The sequence below is a fragment of the Rhodococcus sp. 06-418-5 genome (assembly GCF_002258285.1).
In the GTDB taxonomy this organism is placed as follows: Bacteria; Actinomycetota; Actinomycetes; order Mycobacteriales; family Mycobacteriaceae; genus Rhodococcoides.
Genome location: NZ_NOYE01000031.1, coordinates 383,525 through 404,636 on the forward strand (window position 1 = coordinate 383,525; position 21,112 = coordinate 404,636).

Annotated in this window: 18 protein-coding genes; 9 read left to right on the top strand and 9 right to left on the bottom strand. The window is 65.1% G+C overall.

Features of this window, described 5'->3' with window-relative positions; genetic code table 11:
- The first annotated feature begins 18 nt into the window (after nucleotides 1-18).
- The 3 genes from CH274_RS23165 to CH274_RS23175 all read left to right on the top strand — a co-directional run bounded on the left by CH274_RS23165 (nucleotide 19) and on the right by CH274_RS23175 (nucleotide 2,363).
- On the top strand, nucleotides 19-474 hold the full coding sequence (locus CH274_RS23165) for a hypothetical protein (RefSeq protein ID WP_094646523.1): 456 nt from the start codon (nucleotides 19-21) through the stop codon (nucleotides 472-474).
- Nucleotides 475-604: 130 nt separating this feature from the next.
- Nucleotides 605-1,936, top strand: coding sequence for an MCE family protein (locus CH274_RS23170; RefSeq protein WP_045198138.1), 1,332 nt, complete (start codon nucleotides 605-607; stop codon nucleotides 1,934-1,936).
- A gap of 67 nt (nucleotides 1,937-2,003) precedes the next feature.
- Entirely contained in the window at nucleotides 2,004-2,363 is a 360-nt protein-coding gene (locus tag CH274_RS23175; protein WP_045198136.1) for an STAS domain-containing protein, read from the top strand.
- Here CH274_RS23175 and CH274_RS23180 read toward each other — a convergent pair.
- Together CH274_RS23180 and CH274_RS23185 are read right to left on the bottom strand one after the other, a co-directional pair.
- Entirely contained in the window at nucleotides 2,340-3,488 is a 1,149-nt protein-coding gene (locus CH274_RS23180; RefSeq protein WP_094659043.1) for a PP2C family protein-serine/threonine phosphatase, read from the bottom strand. The two genes, CH274_RS23175 and CH274_RS23180, sit on opposite strands and share 24 nt — an antisense overlap.
- Nucleotides 3,485-4,285 carry an alpha/beta fold hydrolase gene (locus CH274_RS23185; protein WP_032395616.1) on the bottom strand — a complete coding sequence of 267 codons (801 nt, stop codon included), beginning with the start codon at nucleotides 4,283-4,285 and terminating at the stop codon, nucleotides 3,485-3,487. Before CH274_RS23185 ends, CH274_RS23180 begins: the two co-directional genes overlap by 4 nt.
- An 86-nt stretch (nucleotides 4,286-4,371) precedes the next feature.
- Between CH274_RS23185 and CH274_RS23190 the strand changes: the two genes are divergently transcribed.
- A complete protein-coding gene (locus CH274_RS23190) occupies nucleotides 4,372-5,424 on the top strand; it encodes an NAD(P)H-binding protein (RefSeq protein ID WP_179275829.1) in 1,053 nt (350 codons plus the stop codon).
- Here the strand turns inward: CH274_RS23190 and CH274_RS23195 are convergent.
- The 7 genes from CH274_RS23195 to CH274_RS23225 all read right to left on the bottom strand — a co-directional run bounded on the left by CH274_RS23195 (nucleotide 5,421) and on the right by CH274_RS23225 (nucleotide 14,660).
- The gene (locus tag CH274_RS23195) at nucleotides 5,421-6,905 is read right to left on the bottom strand and encodes an amidase (RefSeq protein WP_094659164.1); all 1,485 of its coding nucleotides are present in this window, start codon (nucleotides 6,903-6,905) and stop codon (nucleotides 5,421-5,423) included. The two genes, CH274_RS23190 and CH274_RS23195, sit on opposite strands and share 4 nt — an antisense overlap.
- Before the next feature lie 42 nt (nucleotides 6,906-6,947).
- Nucleotides 6,948-8,150 (bottom strand): MFS transporter, encoded by a 1,203-nt coding sequence (locus CH274_RS23200; RefSeq protein ID WP_094659045.1) that lies wholly within the window; start codon nucleotides 8,148-8,150, stop codon nucleotides 6,948-6,950.
- A gap of 140 nt (nucleotides 8,151-8,290) precedes the next feature.
- A complete protein-coding gene (locus tag CH274_RS23205; protein WP_094659046.1) occupies nucleotides 8,291-9,466 on the bottom strand; it encodes a 4-hydroxybenzoate 3-monooxygenase in 1,176 nt (391 codons plus the stop codon).
- A gap of 66 nt (nucleotides 9,467-9,532) precedes the next feature.
- Nucleotides 9,533-10,285, bottom strand: coding sequence for an IclR family transcriptional regulator (locus CH274_RS23210; protein WP_094659165.1), 753 nt, complete (start codon nucleotides 10,283-10,285; stop codon nucleotides 9,533-9,535).
- A gap of 93 nt (nucleotides 10,286-10,378) precedes the next feature.
- Complete coding sequence (locus CH274_RS23215; RefSeq protein ID WP_094659047.1) at nucleotides 10,379-11,881, bottom strand: carboxyl transferase domain-containing protein; 1,503 nt, start codon at nucleotides 11,879-11,881, stop codon at nucleotides 10,379-10,381.
- Entirely contained in the window at nucleotides 11,878-13,077 is a 1,200-nt protein-coding gene (locus CH274_RS23220; protein ID WP_032395453.1) for a CaiB/BaiF CoA transferase family protein, read from the bottom strand. The genes CH274_RS23215 and CH274_RS23220 overlap by 4 nt, the downstream gene beginning before the upstream one ends.
- A gap of 212 nt (nucleotides 13,078-13,289) precedes the next feature.
- Complete coding sequence (locus CH274_RS23225; protein WP_094646516.1) at nucleotides 13,290-14,660, bottom strand: SLC13 family permease; 1,371 nt, start codon at nucleotides 14,658-14,660, stop codon at nucleotides 13,290-13,292.
- Nucleotides 14,661-14,854: 194 nt separating this feature from the next.
- On the opposite strand from CH274_RS23225, the gene CH274_RS23230 reads away from it, so the two are divergent.
- The 5 genes from CH274_RS23230 to CH274_RS23250 all read left to right on the top strand — a co-directional run bounded on the left by CH274_RS23230 (nucleotide 14,855) and on the right by CH274_RS23250 (nucleotide 21,034).
- Nucleotides 14,855-15,553: a FadR/GntR family transcriptional regulator gene (locus CH274_RS23230; RefSeq protein WP_045198123.1), complete on the top strand. Its 699-nt coding sequence runs from the start codon at nucleotides 14,855-14,857 to the stop codon at nucleotides 15,551-15,553.
- A 173-nt stretch (nucleotides 15,554-15,726) separates the two neighbouring features.
- Nucleotides 15,727-16,920, top strand: coding sequence for an acyl-CoA dehydrogenase family protein (locus CH274_RS23235; RefSeq protein WP_094659048.1), 1,194 nt, complete (start codon nucleotides 15,727-15,729; stop codon nucleotides 16,918-16,920).
- Between the two features lie 37 nt (nucleotides 16,921-16,957).
- Nucleotides 16,958-18,166, top strand: coding sequence for an acetyl-CoA C-acetyltransferase (locus CH274_RS23240; protein WP_094659049.1), 1,209 nt, complete (start codon nucleotides 16,958-16,960; stop codon nucleotides 18,164-18,166).
- 35 nt (nucleotides 18,167-18,201) lie between these two features.
- Nucleotides 18,202-20,376 (top strand): 3-hydroxyacyl-CoA dehydrogenase NAD-binding domain-containing protein, encoded by a 2,175-nt coding sequence (locus CH274_RS23245; protein ID WP_094659166.1) that lies wholly within the window; start codon nucleotides 18,202-18,204, stop codon nucleotides 20,374-20,376.
- Between the two features lie 28 nt (nucleotides 20,377-20,404).
- Complete coding sequence (locus CH274_RS23250) at nucleotides 20,405-21,034, top strand: TetR/AcrR family transcriptional regulator (RefSeq protein ID WP_306436613.1); 630 nt, start codon at nucleotides 20,405-20,407, stop codon at nucleotides 21,032-21,034.
- The last annotated feature ends 78 nt before the right edge of the window (nucleotides 21,035-21,112 follow it).

The following is a 21,112-nucleotide window of genomic DNA, read 5'->3' on the forward strand; positions in this document are numbered from 1 at the left end:
ACACCCAAGGTGACTCACATGAACTCGAACATCACACTGTCCGCACTGACCGACCTCACCGGCCTCGACGTATTCGACTATCTCGACAAGGAGATCTCCGTGCCCGTCATCGACGGCCTGCAAGCTCAAGGGGATCTGATCGTCGTTCCGTACGTACTGCTCGACGGCATAGTCGTCCCCACCGGCCAGACGCGACGCGAGAAGGTGCCGTTGACGGGAATCGAACTACTGCGCAGCGCCGCAGGCGGTAACCCCCACAGCCTGGTGGCCGACGGTGGCGTCTGCTCGTGGGCCAGTCCCGTGCACGACGTCCGAGGTCTGGCCCTGGGCATCCTGACCAACTCGCAGACGGCATACCTCATTCATCCCGAACACGGAGCCACCGGAATCGCGCCGGGGACATACGTCATCGGCCGGCAGCGAGAACGCGGACAGGGCGGCTGGTTCCATTCGACCCACTTGGTTGCCGACTGAGGATAGTGGTGCCCATCACATTTCTGCCGAAGTGCTAGGTCCATCTCACAAACCGATCTTCGGTAGTAAGTGTGACGTTGTGTACCACTAAGGTTCGCGACATGGCTGCTGTTGTCGTCTCCACGGTCGCATGACCGGCTCCCCCTCGCCGGTCCAGAACCGACTCCTCGGAATCGCCCTTGTCCTCCTCATCGTCATGTTCGTCGGGTGGAGCGTCACCTCGTACAACAAGACGTTCGAGGACGTGGTGACGGTGTCGCTCGAGACCGACAGCGTCGGCAACGCGCTTCCCCGCAATGCGGATGTGAAGGTTCGCGGCATGATCGTCGGCGAAGTCCGCTCGGCGACGACGGCCGATGGCGTCGTCACCTCGGAGTTGGCCATCGAGCCGGACATGGCCGAGATGATTCCGTCGAACGCCACTGCGCGACTGCTGCCGAAGACGTTGTTCGGGGAGCGGTACGTCGCACTGGTCCTGCCCGAGGGCAAGCCGGCGTCCGCGATCACCGAGGGCACCGTGCTGAAGCAGGATCGCAGCGGTAACGCCATCGAGGTCGGGCAGGTACTCGACGGCCTGTTGCCGCTGCTCCAGGCGGTGCCGCCGGAGGACCTGTCGAACACCCTCGGTGCGTTGGCTCAGGGACTGAGCGGGCGTGGTGAGCAGCTCGGTCTCACGATCGACAGACTCGAGAACATTTTTGCCGGCCTCAACACGGAGTTGCCCGCAATCCAGGAAGACCTGCGCGGGCTCGCCGATTTCTCGCAGACCTACGCCGATGCCGCTCCCGAGCTGATCAACGCACTGGACAACCTACGGACCACCGGCAATACCGTCGTCGAGAAGCGCCCGGCCCTCGAATCGCTGTACGCCTCGGTGACCTCGGCCTCGTCCACCACCGCCGATTTCCTCGACGCCAACTCCGCGAACGTCATCGGATTGGCCGCGAACTCGCGAGAGGCCCTCGAAGTCCTCGCCGAATTCTCGCCCGCGCTCGGTTGCACCGTCGCCCAGTTCGCCGAGGGGGCCAGGCGTGGACGGATCGTCACCGGAGTCGGCGACGAGTACCCCGGCATCAACGTCTCGATGCCGTTCGTCAACCCGAAGGGTCGGTACCTACCGAACCAGGACGAGCCGAGATTGTTCGAGCAGAACCGCGGCCCGACCTGCCCTACTCCCATCGAGCGCTCGACCGGCGAGTACTTCCCGCAGTATCCGGGCGGCTCCGCGAACGACGGCTCGTACCAGGTGCCGACTCGAAACCCCGGTGACCAGGACATTCCGACGCTGCCTGCACCGCAGCTCTCCCCCGTGCCCGCCTCGTATGCGAATTCGGTCACCGAGCAGCAGACCCTGGCCGTCGTCTACGGCGGGGCCACCGGAATCGACCCCGCCGCGGTGCCGTCCTGGACCACGACGGTCGGCGCTCCCGCGCTCAGAGGAACGCAGGTCACGTTCGAGTAGGACCAACTGATTGAATGGTCCGCATGCCCCGTCGACGAGCGCGGCGGGTAACGATTCAGGAGTGCAGATGTCAGCCGATACGAACACCGCCGGATTCTCCATCCAGTCCAGCAACGACGGCCGCGCGGCCGTCATCGCTGTCGCCGGTGAACTCGACGTCACCACGGCCCCCGCGTTGTCGAGCGCGATCGACGCCCAGATTTCCACCACGCCTGCCGCGTTGATCATCGATCTGAGCAAGGTCTCGTTCTTGGCCTCGGCTGCCATGACGGTGCTGGCATCGACGCAGAAGAACCACGGGGACAGCGTCGCCTTCTCGGTCGTCGCCGATGGGCCGACCACCAGCCGCCCGATCAAACTGATGGGTCTCGATCAGGAATTCGCGCTGCACGCAGATCTGGCGTCAGCCCTGGCCGCTCTCGACTGACGACACTCCCAGCGCCATCACTGCTGCGTCGTCGGCCAATCCGTCGCCGAAGCTGTTCAGTAGGACTCTCAGATCCTCGACGATGATCGCTGCCGTCGCCGGAGCGTGGGCTGTCGCGAACTCGAGCAGCGCGCCCTCGTCGTCGTATCGACCCGTGCCCACCCGGGCCTCGGTCAAGCCGTCGGTGTAGAGCATCAGCGTGTCGCCTGCGCTCAATGTCACGGTGGCAGGCACGAAGCGGGCGGCACGCAGAATTCCGACGAGTTGCCCACCCGTCATGTGTACGTAGTGCGCGCTGCCGTCGGCCCGCATCACCAGTGGAGGTGGGTGACCGCCGCTGGCCATCGACACCTCGAATCCTCCGTCCGAGCGACTGAGCACCCCGAACACTGCGGTGCAGAACTGCGCATCGTTCTCGCGGAACTCCTGCCGCAGAACCGAGTCCAGGTTGTGCAGAACAGCGACCGGATCGTGGTCGTACACCGCGGCCGCGCGCAGGGTGTACCGCGTCAACGACGTCACGGCTGCGGCCGACGCACCCTTGCCACACACGTCGCCGAGGAAGAATCCCCACCGGTCGTCCGACAGCGGGAACAGATCGTAGAAATCGCCGCCCACCTCGTCGCTCGATGCCGCGTGATAGTGCGCGGCAGCGGTCATTCCCGACGGCGGCAGCAGGGCAGGCGGCAGCAACGACCGCTGCAGGGTCTTCGCCAGCAGCTCCGCTCGAGTTCGGGACTCGAGCAACTCGCGTTCGTAGGTGCGACGGTCCCTGGCGTCGAGCGCGGTGATGCGAATCAGTACCGGCGCACCCGTCTCGTCCGTCTTGACGTTCGCGGTCATGAACACGGGCAGCCGTCGCCGATCGGACGTCACGAAATCGATCGCGATGCCGTCGAGCTGGCCGTACATCCGCAGAATCGGACCGAAATGGGTCTCGTAGTGAATCCGGCCACCAGCGGTGAGGAGTTGGGTGAAGTCGGTACCGATCAAGGCGTCGACTTCGAATCCCAGCCAGTTCGCCAGCGTCGAGTTCAGTCTCACGATCCGCATGTCCGGCAGCACCGAGAGGTAGCCGCACGGCGCGTTCTCGTACAGGTCCTCGATGTCGAGTTCGTGGATCACGACGATCTCACGAAGGTCGCAATCGCCTCGGCGGTCTGTTCGGGCTGGGTGACGTGCGGGCAGTGCCCGCTGGCGTCGAGGGTCTGCAGGGTGCTGCCTGCGATGTGTTCGTGGACGTATCTGCCGACCTGAGGCGGTGCCAGCGAATCCCGAGCACAGTCGACGATCATCGTGGGCAGGGCGACCCCGGCCAGATCGGCACGATTGTCGGACAAGAAGGTGGTACGGGCGAACACCCGTGCGCACTCGGGATCGGTTCGGCAGAAGCTCGCGGTCCACATGTTCTCGAGATCCGGCCGATCCGGTGCGTTCACCACGATCGTTGCCATCGACGCGGACCACCCGAGATAGTTGCTGTCCAACGACTCGAGCAACTCGTCGATATCCTCGCGGCTGAAGCCACCCCGGTAGTCTCCGTCGTCGATGTATCGGGGGGACGGCGTCAGGAGAAAGAGTTTGGAGAATCGCTCGGGAGCCGCCTGGACCGCGAGAACACCCATCATCGACGCCACCGAATGCCCCACGAACGTCACATCGTGCAGATCGAGTTCCTCGGCGATGTCGACGATGTCGCGGACGTAGGCCTCCAGCGGCGCGTACTTGTCGGCATCCCACGCCGCGGGGTCCGAGGCTCCCGACCCGACGTGATCGAAGAGCACGACCGAGAAATTCGGAGCCAGGATATCGGTCACCGAACGCCACAGCGTCTGGTCGCAACCGAAACCGTGAGCCAGCATCACCACGGGCCCGTCGACAGCCCCCACGACCCTGACGTTGTTCCTGATACGCGCACTCACCCGCACAGTCTGCCATCTGCTTCCGACACCGGGGAGTGAGACTGCTCCGACGGGGTATGGCCCTTGTCTACAGAAACGAGAAAGTCATGCGAGTGCTGGTCACCGGCGCAACCGGATACATCGGGTCTCGGCTGATCCCGGTCCTGCTCGAACAGGGTCACGACGTGCACGCCGCAATGCGCGATCCGACCAAGAAATCGCGCTTCGCCTGGGGCGCTCACGTCACCGCCGTGCACTTCGACCTCGACGAGCACGAGACCTTCGACACCGCGACCGAGAATGTCGACGCGGTCGTGTACCTCGTGCATTCGATGGACGAGGGCGACTTCGTCGAAAAGGATCGGCATGCCGCGCAGGCCATGGCCGCCGCGGCCGAACGCAACGGTGTGCGCCGGATCGTCTACCTCTCCGGACTCATTCCCGACGACGGCACGCCGCTCTCGGATCACCTGCGCTCTCGACTGCAGGTAGAGGAGACGTTCCTCGACAGTTCCGTCGACGCCACCGCGCTGCGGGCGGCGATCATTCTCGGTTCCGGATCGACGTCGTTCGAGTTGGTGCGACGGATGACCGAGCGGCTGCCGCTCACGCCCATCCCGACGTGGATGCGCAGGCAGGTCCAGCCCATCGCCGTCGTCGACGTGGTCGCCATCATCGCCCGCGCTCTCGGCGACACCGCACGCCCGGGAACGTTCGACATCGGCGGAACCGAGACGATGAGCTACCCCGAACTACTGCAGGCGTACGGCAGCGTCGCCGGTCTGCGTCGCATACAGATTCCGGTACCGCTGTTGCCGACCGGTCTGGTGGGGCGCGCCGTCGCCAAGATCACCGCCATGCCTGCCGGCACGGTGATCTCGTTGGTCGACAGCCTCACCCACGACATGGTGGTGCGCCGCGGGAACGCAGCAACAGAGGTGTTCGCCGAGCCCGATACGTCGCTGATGAGCGTCCGAGAGGCCCTGGAGCGTTCGATCACCGTCACCGCCGAGGAGGGCACCGATGCCCACGCCGATCCCCAGGCTGCCGCCGACACCGATCCCGAGTGGGCAGGCGGAGTCGTCGATATCGTCGACGGCCATGTGCGGCAACGCCCGTCGGGCATCGTCGGAAAGGCTCTGCTCGGAGTGACCCGCTAACCGATATCGGCGTAGCGGTGGGCCCACGGCACGGCTCGCTCCAACTGACCGGCCAGTTGGACGAGCAATGCCTCGCCGCCGAGGGGTGCGGTGAAGTGCGCGCCCATCGGAAGACCCTCGGGGGTCCAGTGCACGGGAACCGACAGCGCCGGACGCCCGGTGACGTTTCCCAGCTGCGTGTAGGGAATCCACGAGATGTTGTCGTCGATCATCTGATCCACGATGCCGGTGTAGCGCAGGATTCCTGCAGTTCGGCTGCGCAGCAACAACTCCGATGCCAGCTCCAACGGCTTCGCGAGATCGAAGGCACCGATCTTCGGGGGGAGCTCCGCGAGAGTGGGCGTGAGCAACAGGTCGTAGGTCTCGAAGAAGGTGGCCAGCGCACGCACGTGCAGATGGCGACCTTCCACTGCTTCGAGGTAGTCGACACCACTGGCGGATCTGCCCAGCGCCGCCATGATGCGGGTGTCACGCTCGAATCTGTCGTCGCCGCAACCGGTTCTGCGTTTCACCTCGTCCATCTCCCACGCCAGGTAGGTGAACCAGGCCAGCAGGAATTCGCGGTTGAGATTCGCGTCGTCGTACGGTGGCGCGTCGAGAAGTTCGACGGTGTGGCCGAGATCGGTGAGTGCCTTCGCAGCCGACTCCATCGCGGCGACGGCCTGCGGGTGGGGCGACGGATTGACCGATGTCACAGCGTACATTCCGATGCGTAAAGGCTTGGGGTCCTTGTCCACTCGGGACAGGAACGTTTCGTCCGGACGCGCGGGCAGATAGCCGGACGTCGCCTCACCGCCCGCCAGCACGTCGAGCATCGCGGCGGTATCGCGCACCGACCGCGACACGACGCCCTGCACTGCTGCCCCGTGCATGGGTTCGCCGAACGTGGGGCCCGACGGCACCAGTCCGCGTCCCGGCTTGAGTCCGACCAGACCGCAGCACGACGCCGGAATCCGGATGGAACCGCCGCCGTCGTTGGCTCCCGCCACCGGGACGATGCCGGACGCCACCGCGGCGGCCGATCCACCCGACGATCCACCGGGAGTTCTGCTGCGATCCCATGGATTTCGAGTCGCGCCGTGCACCGCCGGTTCGGTGATTCCCTTCGCCCCGAATTCCGGAGTGTTGGTCTTACCGAAGATCACCAGGCCCGCATCGAGCCAGCGCTGCACCACCGTGGAATGCTCGGGCATCGGCAGGTTCGTCAACGCACGTGATCCACTCGATGTGGGCAGGCCCGCGTAGTCCTGCGAGAGGTCCTTGATCAGAAACGGCACTCCGGCGAAGGGGCCCTGGAACGGTCGCGTCAGCTGGTCGTCGGCTTGCTCCCGCATCACCCGAACCACGGAATTGATCCGCGGATCGATCGATTCGACCTGCGCCAGTGCGCAATCGAGCAGTTCGCGCGGTGTCACATCTCCTGCGGCCACGAGACCGGCCAGACCGAGGCCGTCGTACTGGCGATACTCGTCGATGCGCATACCGGCCACAGTATCCGAGGCCATGTCGGCCTCGGAGCGGAATCAATGCCGCGAGTTCGACCCTGCAAGGGGCCGCAATGCCCCCATCACGATCAACGAACACGCCAGGAGCGCAGCGACCACGAGCAACGCTCGAAGTACGTCACCGTGCCCGCCGAGGAAGCCGATGAGGGGCGGACCGCCGAGAAAGGCGAAGTATCCGATGGAGGCGACCACACTGACGCGAGCGGCGGCAGCTGCCGGCTCGTCGGCCGCCGCACTCATGGCAACCGGGAAGCCGAGGGAGACGCCCGATCCCCACAGAAACGCGCCCAGAAACGCAAGCGGCACAAACGGACTGAGCACGAACAACAGCACGCCGACCACCGAGACGCCCGCGAGACCTCGCAGTACGACGACGCGACCGTACCGATCCAGCAGACCGTTGCCGAACCACCGCACCGCGGTCATGGCGACCAGGAACGTGGTGAACGCCAGGGTCCCGGCGACGGCCGATGCGTCGTATCCGTCGATCAATGCGATGTTGAGCCAATCGTTTCCGCTGCCCTCGGCAAACGCGAACGACAAGGCCACGACACCGATCAACAGGGTGCGCGGCTCCTTCCACCGAGCGAGGGCATGTAGCCGCGAGGTGTCGGGGGCGGGCTGTTCGGGTTCGGCGTCGGACTCGTTCAGAAAGTTACGGACTCCCCACGGGATGGCTCCGACGATCGCGGCTGCGACCGCCAGCAGATGCACCGTCACCGAGACGTTCAGCACCACCATCAGTGTTCCGATCAGGGCTCCCACCACGGTGCCCGCGCTGAAACCCGCGTGAAAGCGCGGCATGATCGATCGCCCGAGCCGTCGTTCGGCCACTGCGCCATGGACGTTCATGGCAACATCCCATGCGCCGTTGGCGAATCCGAGCACGAACAGCCCAAGAAGCAACGGCACCACACCGACGAGATAGCCGGTGGAGATGATGGTCAGACCGGCCGCGAGGACGACAGACATCACAGTCACCGTGAGCCGAGACCCGAAGCGGTTGATGATGATGCCGGACAGCGGCAGGGCGAGCAACGACCCGACGGCGATGGCCAGCAGCACGATGCCGAGTTGGGACGACGTGAGCTCGAGCCGGTCCCTCACCTGCGGAATGCGCGATGCCCAACTGGCGAAGGCGAAGCCGGCTCCGATGAACGCGATGTAGGTGGCCCGTACCGCGGTGGTCGTGCGCGCCGAGGTCGCGTCGATATCAGACACTGTGAATTACCCTGTTTCTCTCGCTGTTCCGCAAGGGTAACGAACGAGGGGCCGGCCGCAGCGATCGCCGCCGAACTCGAAGTTATGGATGGATTCCGGCCGAATTCTGTCCATAACTTCGAGTTCGACAGTCCACCCGCTCAGAATCCGATCGGCAGTCCCGCATAGTTCTCCGCCAGTCCCGTTGCTCCTGCCTCGCTGGAGGCCACCCAACGCAACTGGGAGAGCTGCAACTGCGCGTCGAACGGATCGTCGCCGGTGTGCAGCATCGTCGTCATCCACCACGAGAAGTGCGTGCAGCGCCAGACGCGTCGGAGTGCGTCGTCACTGTAGGCATCGGCGGCACGGGAGTCGTTCTTGCCCAGCAACGATGTCAGCGCCGGGGCCAACAGGGCCACGTCGGCAACCGCGAGGTTGAGGCCCTTCGCTCCGGTCGGCGGCACGATGTGCGCGGCGTCGCCGGCCAGAAAGAGTCTGCCGTGTCGCATCGGCGTCTGCACGTAGCTGCGCATCGGCAGCACGCTCTTCTCGGTGATCGGTCCCGGTGTCAGCTCCCAGCCGTCCTGACCATGACCGAGCCTGCGTGCCAACGCATCCCAGATCCGCTCGTCGGACCAGGTGGCGATGTCGGTGCCGTTCGGAACCTGCAGATACAGCCGGCTGACCGTCGACGATCGCATCGAGTGCATCGCGAATCCATCCTGATGCCAGGCGTAGATCAGCTCGTCCGTCGACGGTGCGACGTCGGCGAGCACACCGAGCCAGGAGTAGGGGTACGTTCGCTCCCAGGTGTTACGCACCGAATCCGGCATCGCCGCCCGGCTCGGACCGAAGGAACCGTCGCATCCGGCGATGACGTCGGCGTCGATCCGCATCGATGTTCCCGACGCGTCGGCGAACGTGACGTACGGGGCGTCGGACTCCACGTCGTGCAACGCGGTGTCGGAGACGTCGTAGTAGATCTGCTGACCGGCTTTCTCGCGGGCCGCAACGAGATCCTTCGTCACCTCGGTCTGCCCGTAGACCCACACGCTTCGGTCCACCAGATCGCGAAAGTCGATGTGGTGTCGCTCTTCCGGCCACTGCAGATAGATTCCGCGGTGCTCGTGGCCTTCGCGATGCAACCGCTCGCCCAAGCCGTGGTCGTCGAGCAGCCGAACCGTCGAATGTTCGAGGATGCCTGCGCGGATTCGCGAGAGCACGTACTGCTGCGTGCGCGACTCGATCAGAACGGAGTCGATTCCCTGCTCCCCGAGCAGGTGGGACAGCAGCAGACCCGCGGGCCCTGCACCGATGATGGCGACCTGTGTACGCATGCATCGAGTACACCGCGCATGCGACCTCCGGACAAGAGGTAGTTTCCACTCAGTGAAAGCCCGCGTTCACCCCCGTAGGGTTCGCTCGATTCCTCGGGCCGCAACCTGCAGAGCTGCAACCAGTCTTGCGCGATCTCGACCGATGCTCGGAACCACGATTCCCAGTGCGGCCACCACCGACTCGCTCTCGCCGCGGACGGGTACGGCCACCGAACACGCTCCCAGTGTCATCTCCTCGACCGTCTGCGCATACCCCTCGCGGTGCACTCGGCGTAGTTCACTGTCCAACTTTCCCGGGTGAGTCACCGTGTACGGGGTGATGCGGGCCAAGTTCCCGAGCACTCGGTCGTGCACCTCGCGCGGAGCGTAGGCCAGCAACACCTTTCCGACTCCGGTCGCGTACAACGGCAGACGGGCTCCGACCCGGCTGATCGCGGGCACCGACGCGTGTCCGGCCAACCTGTCGAGGTAGAGCACCTCGTCGTCGTCACGAATGGCCAGATGCACCGTGGCGAGCGTGGCTCCGTAGAGATCGTGCAGGAACGGCGACGCGATCTCGCGCAGGTCGGACTGATCCGGGGCCAACATACCCAGCTTCCACAGCCGACGTCCGACCACGAACTTGCCGTCGTCGCCGCGAACGAGTGCTCCCCAGTCGAGAAGCTCGTGCACCAAGCGGTGAGCCGTGGCGATGGGAAGACCTGCGCCGTCTGCCAATTCGGTCAATGTCAACGCAGGCTTCTGCTCGTCGAACACGCCGAGCAACGCCAGCAGTCGAGACGCCACCGAGACCCCCGGATCCCGCGCATTGCCCGCCACCTGCACGACGATAGCCTCCCCGGTCATCGCCGAGCTCGAAGTTATGGACGAATTTCAGCCGAAAGTCATCCACAACTTCGAGTTCGGCGGCCATCAGACCGCGGCAGCCGCGAAGCCGATTCTGTTGAAGCGCTTTTCGCGGGCGATCATCCGCATCGACGGATCCTGGGCGATCAGGTCGGCGAGCTCCCGGTGCAACACCGCACCCACCCGGTCGCAGAACTGCTGCGATTCGTCAGCCGCGTCGGGCAGCTCAGGAATGATGATGTCGACGACACCGGCCCGGAAGAGATCGAGCGACCGTACTCCCTGCTTGGTGGCCATCTCGGCCGCATGAGCAGTGTCCCGATGCACGATGGCCGACGCACCCTCGGGCGGCAGCGGCGAGAGCCACGCGTGTTGAGCAGCAAGAACGCGATCGGCCGGCACCAGCGCGAGGGCACCTCCGCCCGTCCCCTGCCCCAGCAGCAACGACAGCGTCGGGGTTTGGAGGTCGACCATGTCCGCGATGCACCGAGCGATCTCTCCCGCGAGACCGCCTTCCTCCGCCTCCTTCGACAGCGCCGCGCCCGCGGTGTCGATGACGGTGACGAGCGGAAGCTTGAGATCCTGAGCCAGACGCATACCGCGTCGAGCCTCGCGAAGCGCTGCGGGACCGAGCGGGGTCTTGGTCGTCTGCCCACGTCGATCCTGCCCGAGCAGTACGCACGGCATGTCGCCGAACCGAACGAGAGCCAGAATCAGACCCGGATCCGACTCTCCCTGCCCGGTTCCGTTGAGCGGCAGCACATCTGCTGCGGTGCTGAACAGCAACTCGCGCACGCCGGGACGATCGTTCCTACGGGAGGCCAGGATCGACGTCCACGCGGGCACGTCCTCGATCGTCCATTCGAGCGCCTCGACGGTGCGGGGCCGGCACGACGGGATGTCGGTCATGATGCGCAGCGCCCGATCGACGATTTCGCCGAGCTGCTCGGGCGGGCGGATGGCGTCGATGAGCCCGTGGGCCTGGAGGTTCTCCGACGTCTGTACGCCCGTGGGGAATTTCGCGTCGTAGAGGGCCTCGTAGACGCGAGGCCCGAGGAAGCCGACGAGGGCACCGGGCTCGGCGACGGTGACGTGTCCGAGCGATCCCCAGGACGCGAAAACTCCACCGGTGGTGGGGTGCCGCAGGTAGACGATGTACGGCAGGTTCGCCGCCTTGTGCGCAGTGATCGCGGCGGTGATCTTGACCATCTGCAGGAACGCGACGGTGCCCTCCTGCATGCGGGTTCCGCCGGAGGTCGGCAACGCGAGCAGCGGCAACCGCTCGTCCGTCGACCGGTGCACGGCGGTGACGAGCCGTTCACCCGCCGCAACCCCGATCGAGCCGGCCAGAAATGCGAACTCGCCGAGCAGGATTGCGACCTTGCGGCCCCGAATGGTTGCCGATCCGGTGAGGACGGATTCGTCGAGACCGGTCTTCTCACGGGCCGCCGCGAGTTCGCTCGCGTACTGGTCGTCGATGACGTAGTCCGCGGTCGGGGTGTCCCAGGAGTCGAAGCTGCCGGGATCGATCACCAGATCGAGCAGTTCGAGGGCGGTCATTCTGGTCATCGGATCGCTTCTTTCAGCCAGTCGCGGACGAGCTCGTCGTCGGCACCGAGTACCGGCGGAGCCAGATGATTGGTTTCGGTGACCTCGGTGCCGTCGGATTCGAAGAAGCGCAGCGGCGGGCCCGGAAGAGTGACCGTGCCCAACGTCGCGTGCTCGACGTCGACCAGCAGGCCTTGAGACTTGGTCTGCTCCCACTCGTACACCTCCTGCACGTTGCGCACTTTGCCTGCGGGAACTCCGATCTCGTCGAGAAGGGCCAGCAGCGGTTCGGTGTCGTAGGTGCGGAAGATCTTGGAGACGAGTTCGATGACGTCGTCGCGACTGTCGACGCGTTGTGGGTTGGTGGCCATGCCTTCGAGATCGGGGTCGATACCGAAGCCCTCGCAGAACCGATGCCACAGGCCCTCGCTACCGACGGAGATCTGCACTGCGCCATCCGAGGTCGGAAACAATCCGTACGGGCAGATCGATGGGTGATGGTTGCCCTGCGCCGTGCCGATCTCGCCGGCAACGGTCCACTTGGTGCCCTGGAAGGCGTGTACTCCGACGACGCTGGCGAGCAAGGAGGTACGGACGACCTTGCCCCGTCCGGTGCGGTCGCGTTCACGTAGTGCGGCGAGAACGCCGAAGGCTCCGTACATTCCGGCCAGCAGGTCTGCGATAGGAACGCCGACGCGTTGGACGTCCTCGGGACCGGAGCCGGTGAACGACATCAATCCGGCCTCACCCTGGGCGATCTGGTCGTAGCCGGAGCGGCCACCCTCGGGGCCGTCGTGACCGAATCCGCTGATCGACAGCACGACCGTGCGCGGGTTGATCTCGGCGATGCGTTCGGGCGAGAAGCCGAGGCGGTCGAGCACTCCGGTGCGAAAGTTCTCGAGCAGCACGTCGGCTCGTTCGATCATGTGCTCCAACGCTTCTCGGCCGTCGTCGGTCTTGAGATCGAGTGCGATGGATCGCTTGTTGCGGTTGGCCGAGAGGAAGTACGTCGACTCACGTTCGGCGTCGCGCGGAGTGACGAAGGGGGGACCCCAGACTCGGGTGTCGTCGCCGCCCTTGGGGGTCTCGACCTTGATGATGTCTGCGCCGAGGTCGCCGAGCATCATGGCCGCGTGCGGGCCGGCCAGGGCACGGGTCAGATCGACCACCACGGTGCCTTCGAGCGGTCCGGTTCTGCCTGTCGTGTTGAGGGGCATCGAATTGATCCTTACGTCGAAGCGAGGTGGGAGCCGGACCCGAAGTCCGATTGGATGACTGGGCTAGTGGCCTAGCCAATTCCATTGGACCAGCGAACCCCAGAGAAGTCAAGTAACGATGTCCGGGACTTTGCCCAGCTCAGACGCGTGATGGCGGCACGTCGAACACACGTGCCGCCATCATCGAGAACCGCATCCGAGCTACTGTCGAGCTACATCCAGCCGGGTACCACCAGCAATCCCCAGGCGACCAGTGGACCGATGACCACAACCAGAGCGCTGTACTTGAGGATCTGCTTGTAGAACACATCTCGGTCGATGTCCTGGGCGTTGGCGAGCACCAGGGCTCCATTGGTGGAGAACGGGCTGACATCGACGATGGTCGAGGCGATGGACAGGGCCACGATGACTCCGATAGCGCCTACTTCACCCGCGAGCAGGAACGGGACGGCCAGCGGGATGGTGACGCCGAGGATCGCGGTGGACGACGCGAAGGCCGAGACGATGGCACCGATGTAGCAGAGCAGCAGCGCCACCAGGAGCGGGATACCGATGCTCGCGACCGAATCGCCGACGTATTCGACAGTTCCGGCTTCCTGCAGGACCCCGACGAACGTGAGTACGCCGCCGATGAGCAGAACCGTCGACCAACTGATCTGGTTGATCGCACCCTTTTGCGCCTTGGGCGATGCGAGAGCGAGAACCACGGCCACCGTCATCGCGATGAAGCCGACGTCGAGATCGAGCACGAGGGCGAACAGGGCCAGCGAGGCCAGGCCGACGAGCGTGAGAATCTGATCGAAGGTGATGGCCTTGACCGCGGTGGCCAAGGGCGGTGCATTCTCGACCGTGACCGTCTGACCGGACGGACGAGGCGTCGAGGAGCCGAAGCCGCGCATGACCGTCCGAGAACCCGAGCCGCCGACGCCGCCCGAGTCGCCGTCGGGACGACTGCCGTCCTCGTCGTGCACGCTGCGTCCGATGAGGGAGCGGCCACCGAGGAACATGAACAGCAGCGCACCGATCGCGGCGTTGAAGAACAGGCTGCCGAGGAAGAGTGTGAGCGGACTGTTGACGAGTCCTGCGTTGGCGGCGATGTTGTTGACCGTGACGCCGTAGATGCTGATGGGCGAGAATCCGCCCGCCTGCGCGCCGTGGATGACCATCATGCCCATGAGCAGCGCGTTGATCTTGTAGCGCGCGGCAAAGCCGAGCGCGATCGGGGCCACGATGGCCACCGCGGCAGGCCCGAGCGCCCCGATGGAGGTCAGGACGCCGGTGATGCCGAACATCACCCAGGGGATGAGCGCCACCCTGCCACCGACGAGTCGAACGGCTCCGCGGACCAGCAGGTCGACCGTGCCGTTGTTCTGCGCGATGGCGAACAGGTAGGTGATGCCGACGAGCGTGAGGAAGAGACTGCTCGGGAAGCCGGCAATGATGTCGTCGGCCCCCATGCCCACGGCAAGTGTTCCGACGAAGAACGCCGCCACGAACCCCAACGCACCCATGTTCACGGGGAACACGGTTGCGGCGAGGAACATGACGACGAGCGCAAGGATGGGTATCAACTCGGTCGACATCGAAGGTCTCCGGTCCGTCTGTGGTGTCACCCGAGCGGTTGCCCGAGATCTTCAGTGGCTAATTGGACTGGCCACTGAGTCATTAAGGACTCAATCAGTGAACTGGATCACTTGTCAACCCCGAATGTGTCTGCCGTTACCACGTGGGTGGCGGCTAGGGTGGAGGTCCAGAGGAACAGAGAGCGAGTGACACAGTGGCTGAGCAAATTCGCCCCGTGACCCGACCACGGCTGTACGAGGTCATCGTCGAGCAGCTGTGCAAGCACATCGCCGATCGCGACATGAACCCCGGCGATCGACTTCCACCCGAGCGCGAACTCGCCGGCCACCTGGGAGTCAGCAGAGCGTCGCTGAGTCAGGCCCTCGTTGCACTCGAGGTGCAGGGCATCCTCGCCGTGCGCCACGGCGATGGGGCGGTACTCGTCCGACGACCCGTGGGCGACATGGCAATTCGCGCCTTGCGCGAGCACGCCGATCGACTGCCCGAGGTGATCGAAGCCCGCGAGGCACTCGAGGTCAAGCTTGCCGAACTGGCCGCAACGCGGCGCAGCGACGACGAGATGGCAGCCATCGACCACGCGGTGTCCGTGATGGCCACCGAGATCACCGACGGCGATCGCGGAGACTCCGGCGACGAGCTCTTCCATCACGCCATCACCGAGGCCGCGCACTCACCGCTGCTCGCTCGCCTGATGGGCGAGATCGCCGAGCTGATTCGCGAGACCCGCATCGAGTCACTGTCGCAGTCCGACCGCCCCCAGGCCTCGCTCGAGCATCACCGACGCATCGCCGAGGCCGTGCGCAATCAGGATCCGGCCGAGGCGGGCCGGGCAATGGCCGACCACATCCGACTCGTCTCGGACGTCGCGCTACTGCGATCGGTCGACGGCTAGAGAACTCCCCGCCGAGCTCGAAGTCATGGATGAATTCTGACCGGAATCCGTCCACAACTTCGAGTTCGGCAGCTCGGGCAACACCCATTGGTTGACATCCACGACATCGTCGCGCCATCATTATTGGCACAGCGCCAATAAACTACAGTCGCGCTTCGAGCCAAGGACCCCCCATGACTGCACTCGCAGACCGCTCCACCGACGACCTCGCCACCGAGTTCGCCGACGTGCGCCAGCTCGCCCGAGGATTCTTCGAGAAAGAGGTCGCACCGCACCGGGAGGAATTCGCGGCGGCCGGACGCCCCAGCCGCGAGGTCTACCGCACCGCAGGCAGCCTCGGGCTGCTCGGCATGTCGGTACCCGAGCAATACGGCGGAGGCGGCGGCGACTTCCGCCACGAGGCAGTGCTATTCGAAGAACAGGTCCGCGCCGGCGACTCGGCCATGCAGCTCGGCGTGCACAGCGGCATCGTTCCGCATTACATCCTGGCCTACGCGTCCGAGGAGAAGAAGCAGCGGTGGCTGCCGAAACTGTGCTCGGGCGAGTGGATCGGTGCCATCGCCATGACCGAACCGGGCACCGGATCGGACCTGCAAGGCATTACAACCCGCGCCGTGCGTGACGGCGACGACTACGTGGTGACCGGCGGAAAGACGTTCATCTCCAACGGAGCTCACTGCGATCTGCTCATCATCGCCGCCAAGACCGATCCGTCCGCGGGAGCCCGGGGACTGTCATTGCTCGTCGCCGAGGTCTCCGATGACACCGAAGGTTTTCACCGCGGACGCGTGCTGCACAAGATCGGCCAGAAGGGCCAGGACACAGCCGAACTCACCTTCGACGGTCTTCGCATTCCCGCCTCGAATCTGCTCGCGGGCGGGAGTGGAGCCGGCAGGAACGACCAGGAAAGTCATGAGGGTCGCGGCTTCGCACAGTTGATGCAGCAACTCCCCCAGGAGCGTTTGATCTGCGGCATCGCCGCCGCTGCGATGATCGACGCCGCCGTCGCGCAGACCGTCGAGTACACCAAGTCGCGCACCGCGTTCGGCAAGACACTGTTCGATCTGCAGAACACCAAGTTCGAGCTCGCCGAATGCGCCACCATCGGCCGCGTCGTGCGCACCTTCGTCGACGACGCCATGGCACAGCATATTTCGGGCACACTCGACGTCACCACGGCCGCAATGGTCAAATACTGGACCACCGACCGACAGTTCGAGGTGGTCGACCGGTGCCTGCAGCTCTTCGGTGGGTACGGCTACATGGAGGAATACCCCATCGCCCGCATGTTCGTCGACGGACGCATCGCCCGCATCTACGCCGGTGCCAACGAAGTCATGAAAGACCTCATTTCCCGTTCCTTGTAGAACTCGGTAATTCTGTAGCCCCCAGAAAGGCACCATCATGGAGGCATTCCTCTACGACGCAGTGCGCAGTCCACGTGGTCGCGGCAAGAACTCCGGCTCACTGCACACCGTCAAGCCGGTCGATCTGGCCGCGAACACGTTGTCCACGTTGCTCTCTCGACACTCCCAGCTCGATCCGGCCCTGATCGACGACGTCGTGCTCGGTGTCGTCACCCCAGTCGCCGATCAAGGCTGCGACATCGCCCGAACCGTCGCGATGGCGGCCGGCCTACCGGACAGCGTGGCCGGCGTTCAGCTCAACCGCTTCTGCGGATCGGGGCTCGAGGCCGTCAACACTGCGGCGCAACGTGTTCGGTCCGGATGGGATCGGCTCATCGTCGCCGGTGGCGTCGAATCGATGTCTCGTGTGCCGCTCGGGGCGGATGGCGGCGCGTGGCCGTGCGACCCGCTGACCAACTACGGCAACTACTTCGTCCCACAGGGAGTCAGCGCAGATCTCATCGCGACGATCGAGGGGTTCGATCGGGACGAGGTCGACGCCTACGCGGTACGTAGCCAGCAACGAGCGGCGCATGCCTGGTCGATGGGTCACTTCGAGAAGTCGATCATCCCCGTCTTCGACGCCAACGGCCGGCTGATGCTCGATCACGACGAGATCATGCGACCCGAGACCACCACTGCCGATCTCGCCGCCCTGACGGCATCGTTCGCACAGATGGGTTCGCTCGCCGGGTTCGACGCCGTCGCGATGCAGAAGTACACCGAGGTCGAGCGCATCGATCACGTACACCACGCCGGTAACTCCTCCGGAATCGTCGACGGCACCGCGATGGTTCTCATCGGCTCCGAAGAGGCCGGTCGCGCAGGCGGATTGACCCCACGCGGACGCGTCGTGGCCGGGGTCGTCGCCGGATCGGACCCGACGCTGATGCTCACCGGCCCGATTCCGGCCACCCACAAGGTGTTGGCCGCGGCGGGACTCGGTCTCGACGACATCGCGGTGTTCGAGGTCAACGAGGCATTCGCTTCGGTGGTGCTCAACTACGCGAAGAAGCTGGACATCGACCACGAGCGCATCAACGTCAACGGCGGCGCGATCGCGATGGGCCACCCACTGGGCGCAACGGGAGCGATGCTCACCGGAATGGCTCTCGACGAGCTCGAGCGCCGGGGCGAGCGCTATGCGCTGATCACGCTCTGCATCGGTGCCGGAATGGGCGTCGCCACCATCATCGAGCGCCTATGACCACCCCCGCGCTCGAACAACGACCCGAGGACACGATGAATACCTCTACTGCACTGACGACGTCCACGATCACCGGCGAGATCGGGACCGACCGCGTACTCGTGGTGACGATCGACGACCCGACGCAGTCGACCAACACCATGAACACCGCGTTCGGTGAATCGCTCGGCCGGACCGTCGACTGGCTCGAAGCCAACGTCGATGACTACGACGGCATCATCGTCGCCTCGGGAAAGGATTCGTTCTTCTCCGGTGGTGACCTCGAGTTGTTGCGCGACGCGGGCCCCGCAGACCATGCACGCATCGCCGATGCCCTCGACTTCACCAAGGACAAGTTCCGTCGGCTCGAGAAGCTGGGCAAGCCCGTCGTCGCTGCACTCGGCGGCACCGCGCTCGGTGGCGGCTTCGAGATCGCGCTGGCTTGTCATCACCGAATTGCAGTGAACAGAAGCAACTCTCGCTTCGGCCTTCCCGAGGTGACCCTCGGTCTGCTCCCTGGCACGGGCGGAGTCACCCGAACGGTGCGGATGTTCGGAATCGTCGGCGCATTGACCCAGGTGGTGGGCCAGGGACAGCGCTACCGGCCGGCCAAGGCACTCGAGATCGGACTGATCGACGAGGTCGTCGACACCCACGAGGAGATGATGGCGAACGCACGTGCCTGGATCGTCGCCAATCCCGTTGCAGTACAGCCCTGGGACAGGAAGGGGTTCGAGATTCCCGGCGGCACTGCGGCCTCACCCGCGTTGGCTGCGCAGCTGCCTGCCTTCGCGGCCACGGTACGCAAGCAGGTCAAGGGTGCACCCATGCCCGCTCCCATCGCGGTGGTTGCTGCCGCGGTGGAAGGGTCGGTGCTCGACTTCGAGTCGGCGTCGATCGTGGAAACCCGACACTGCACGGCACTCGCCTGCGGTCCGGTCTCGGGCAATCTGATCCAATCGATGTTCTTCGATCTCGGATCCATCAACAAGGGCGGCTCTCGTCCGAGCGCCGAACCGCACCGGGTACCCGAGAAGGTGCTGGTGATCGGTGCCGGGATGATGGGTGCCGCCATCGCCTACGTCGTCGCGTCGGCCACGGTCCCCGTCGTACTGCGTGATGTCTCGATCGAATCCGCCGAGCGTGGAAAGGATTACGCGCGTTCGATTCTCGGCAAGGCCGTCGCGACGGGGCGCACGACCCAGGCCGACGCCGATGCGGTGCTCGCGCTGATCACACCCAGTTCCGACGCGGCCGATGCCGAGGGATGCGATCTGGTCGTCGAGGCCGTGTTCGAGGATCCCGCCGTCAAGCAGGGCGCGTTCGAGGCCGTCGAGAAGTATCTGACCGCCGACGCACTGCTGTGCTCGAACACCTCGACCCTGCCCATCACCGAGCTGTCGACGGGAGTCTCGCGCACCTCGGACTTCATCGGCACGCACTTCTTCTCTCCGGTGGACAAGATGCCGTTGGTGGAAATCGTTGTGGGAGAACACACCAGTGATTCCACTCTGGCCCGCGCATTCGACTTCGTCCGTCTGATCGGCAAGACGCCGATCGTCGTCGGAGACAGTCACGGCTTCTTCACCACTCGCGTCATCGGCCGGTTCATGGACGAGGCGATCTCGCTGGTCGCGGAGGGCGTGCACCCCGCCACCGTCGAGCAGGCCGCTCTCCAGGCGGGCTACCCGTCCGGTGCGTTGGCTCTCATGGACGAGATCTCGTTGACCCTGTCCAGGCACATCCGCGAGGGCATGGCGCAGGCCGCCCGCGCCGAGGGTCGACCGTGGATCGTGTCGAATTCGTATGCTCTGGTCGATCGATTGGTCGACGAGTTCGATCGGCCCGGCCGCAAGGGCGGTCGCGGCTTCTACGAGTACGCCGAGGACGGCACCAAGGCGGGGCTGTGGCCGGGCCTGGCGGAGCACTACCACCGCCCCGATCACGGAATTCCGTTCGAGGACATGATGGATCGCATGTTGATCGCACAGTCCCTGGACTCGGTCGCATGCCTGGACGAGGGAGTTCTACGCACGGTCGCCGATGCGAACATCGGCTCCATCCTCGGCATCGGCTATCCCGCCTGGACCGGCGGGGTGCTGCAGTTCGTCGATCAGTTCGACGGCGGGCCGCAGGGGTTCGTACATCGAGCCGACGAGCTGCGGGCACGGTATGGCGATCGGTTCGTCGTACCGAGGTCACTGCGCTCGCGCACCGAGCGGTACCTCTGACGCCTCACGGAGTCGGCTCGGTGCGATCATGAGAACCATGCCGGCTGCAAGTACACCCAAGTGGAATCGACTCGAACCGGACGAGCGTCGGACACAGATCCTGGCCAGCGCCGTTCGGTTGTTCGGCGACAAGCCGTACGCCGAGGTGTCGATGTCGGACGTCGCCGCCTCGGCCGGCGTCGCCCGCGGGCTCATTCACCACTACATCGGCAGCAAACGCGATCTGTACCTCGAGAGCGTTCGCTTCCTGGTCACCGTGCCGCCGATCGAGGACGTACATCTGCCCACGGGCTCACTCGAGGAGCGGGCCCGTGGCAGTGTGCACTGGCTGGTGGGGGTGATCGAGACACACGGCACGGCGTGGGTGTCGATGGCGAGCGGTTCGGGTGTGGACGAACAGGTGGCGCAGATTCTCGACGAGGCCGACGATCTGGCTGCCGAACGCGTGCTCGACGCAACGGCATTCGAGGGCAGAGGCGGTGACCGTCGCATCGCGACGTCTGCGGTGCGCGCGTTCGGCGGCATGGTCAAGGCAGCGGGCCGCGAGTGGTTGGTGCGCGGCACACTGACGCGCGAGCAGGTCGAGACTCTGCTGACGGATGTGCTCGTCACCGTTCTCGCAACCGCACGTTCCTTCGACGACGCTCGGGAACGTTAGCAAGACAACCGTTTTCGCGGAATCGCCAGCCGGGTCGCCCTACACCTCCACTATTGACACAGTGCCAACAAGGTGGAA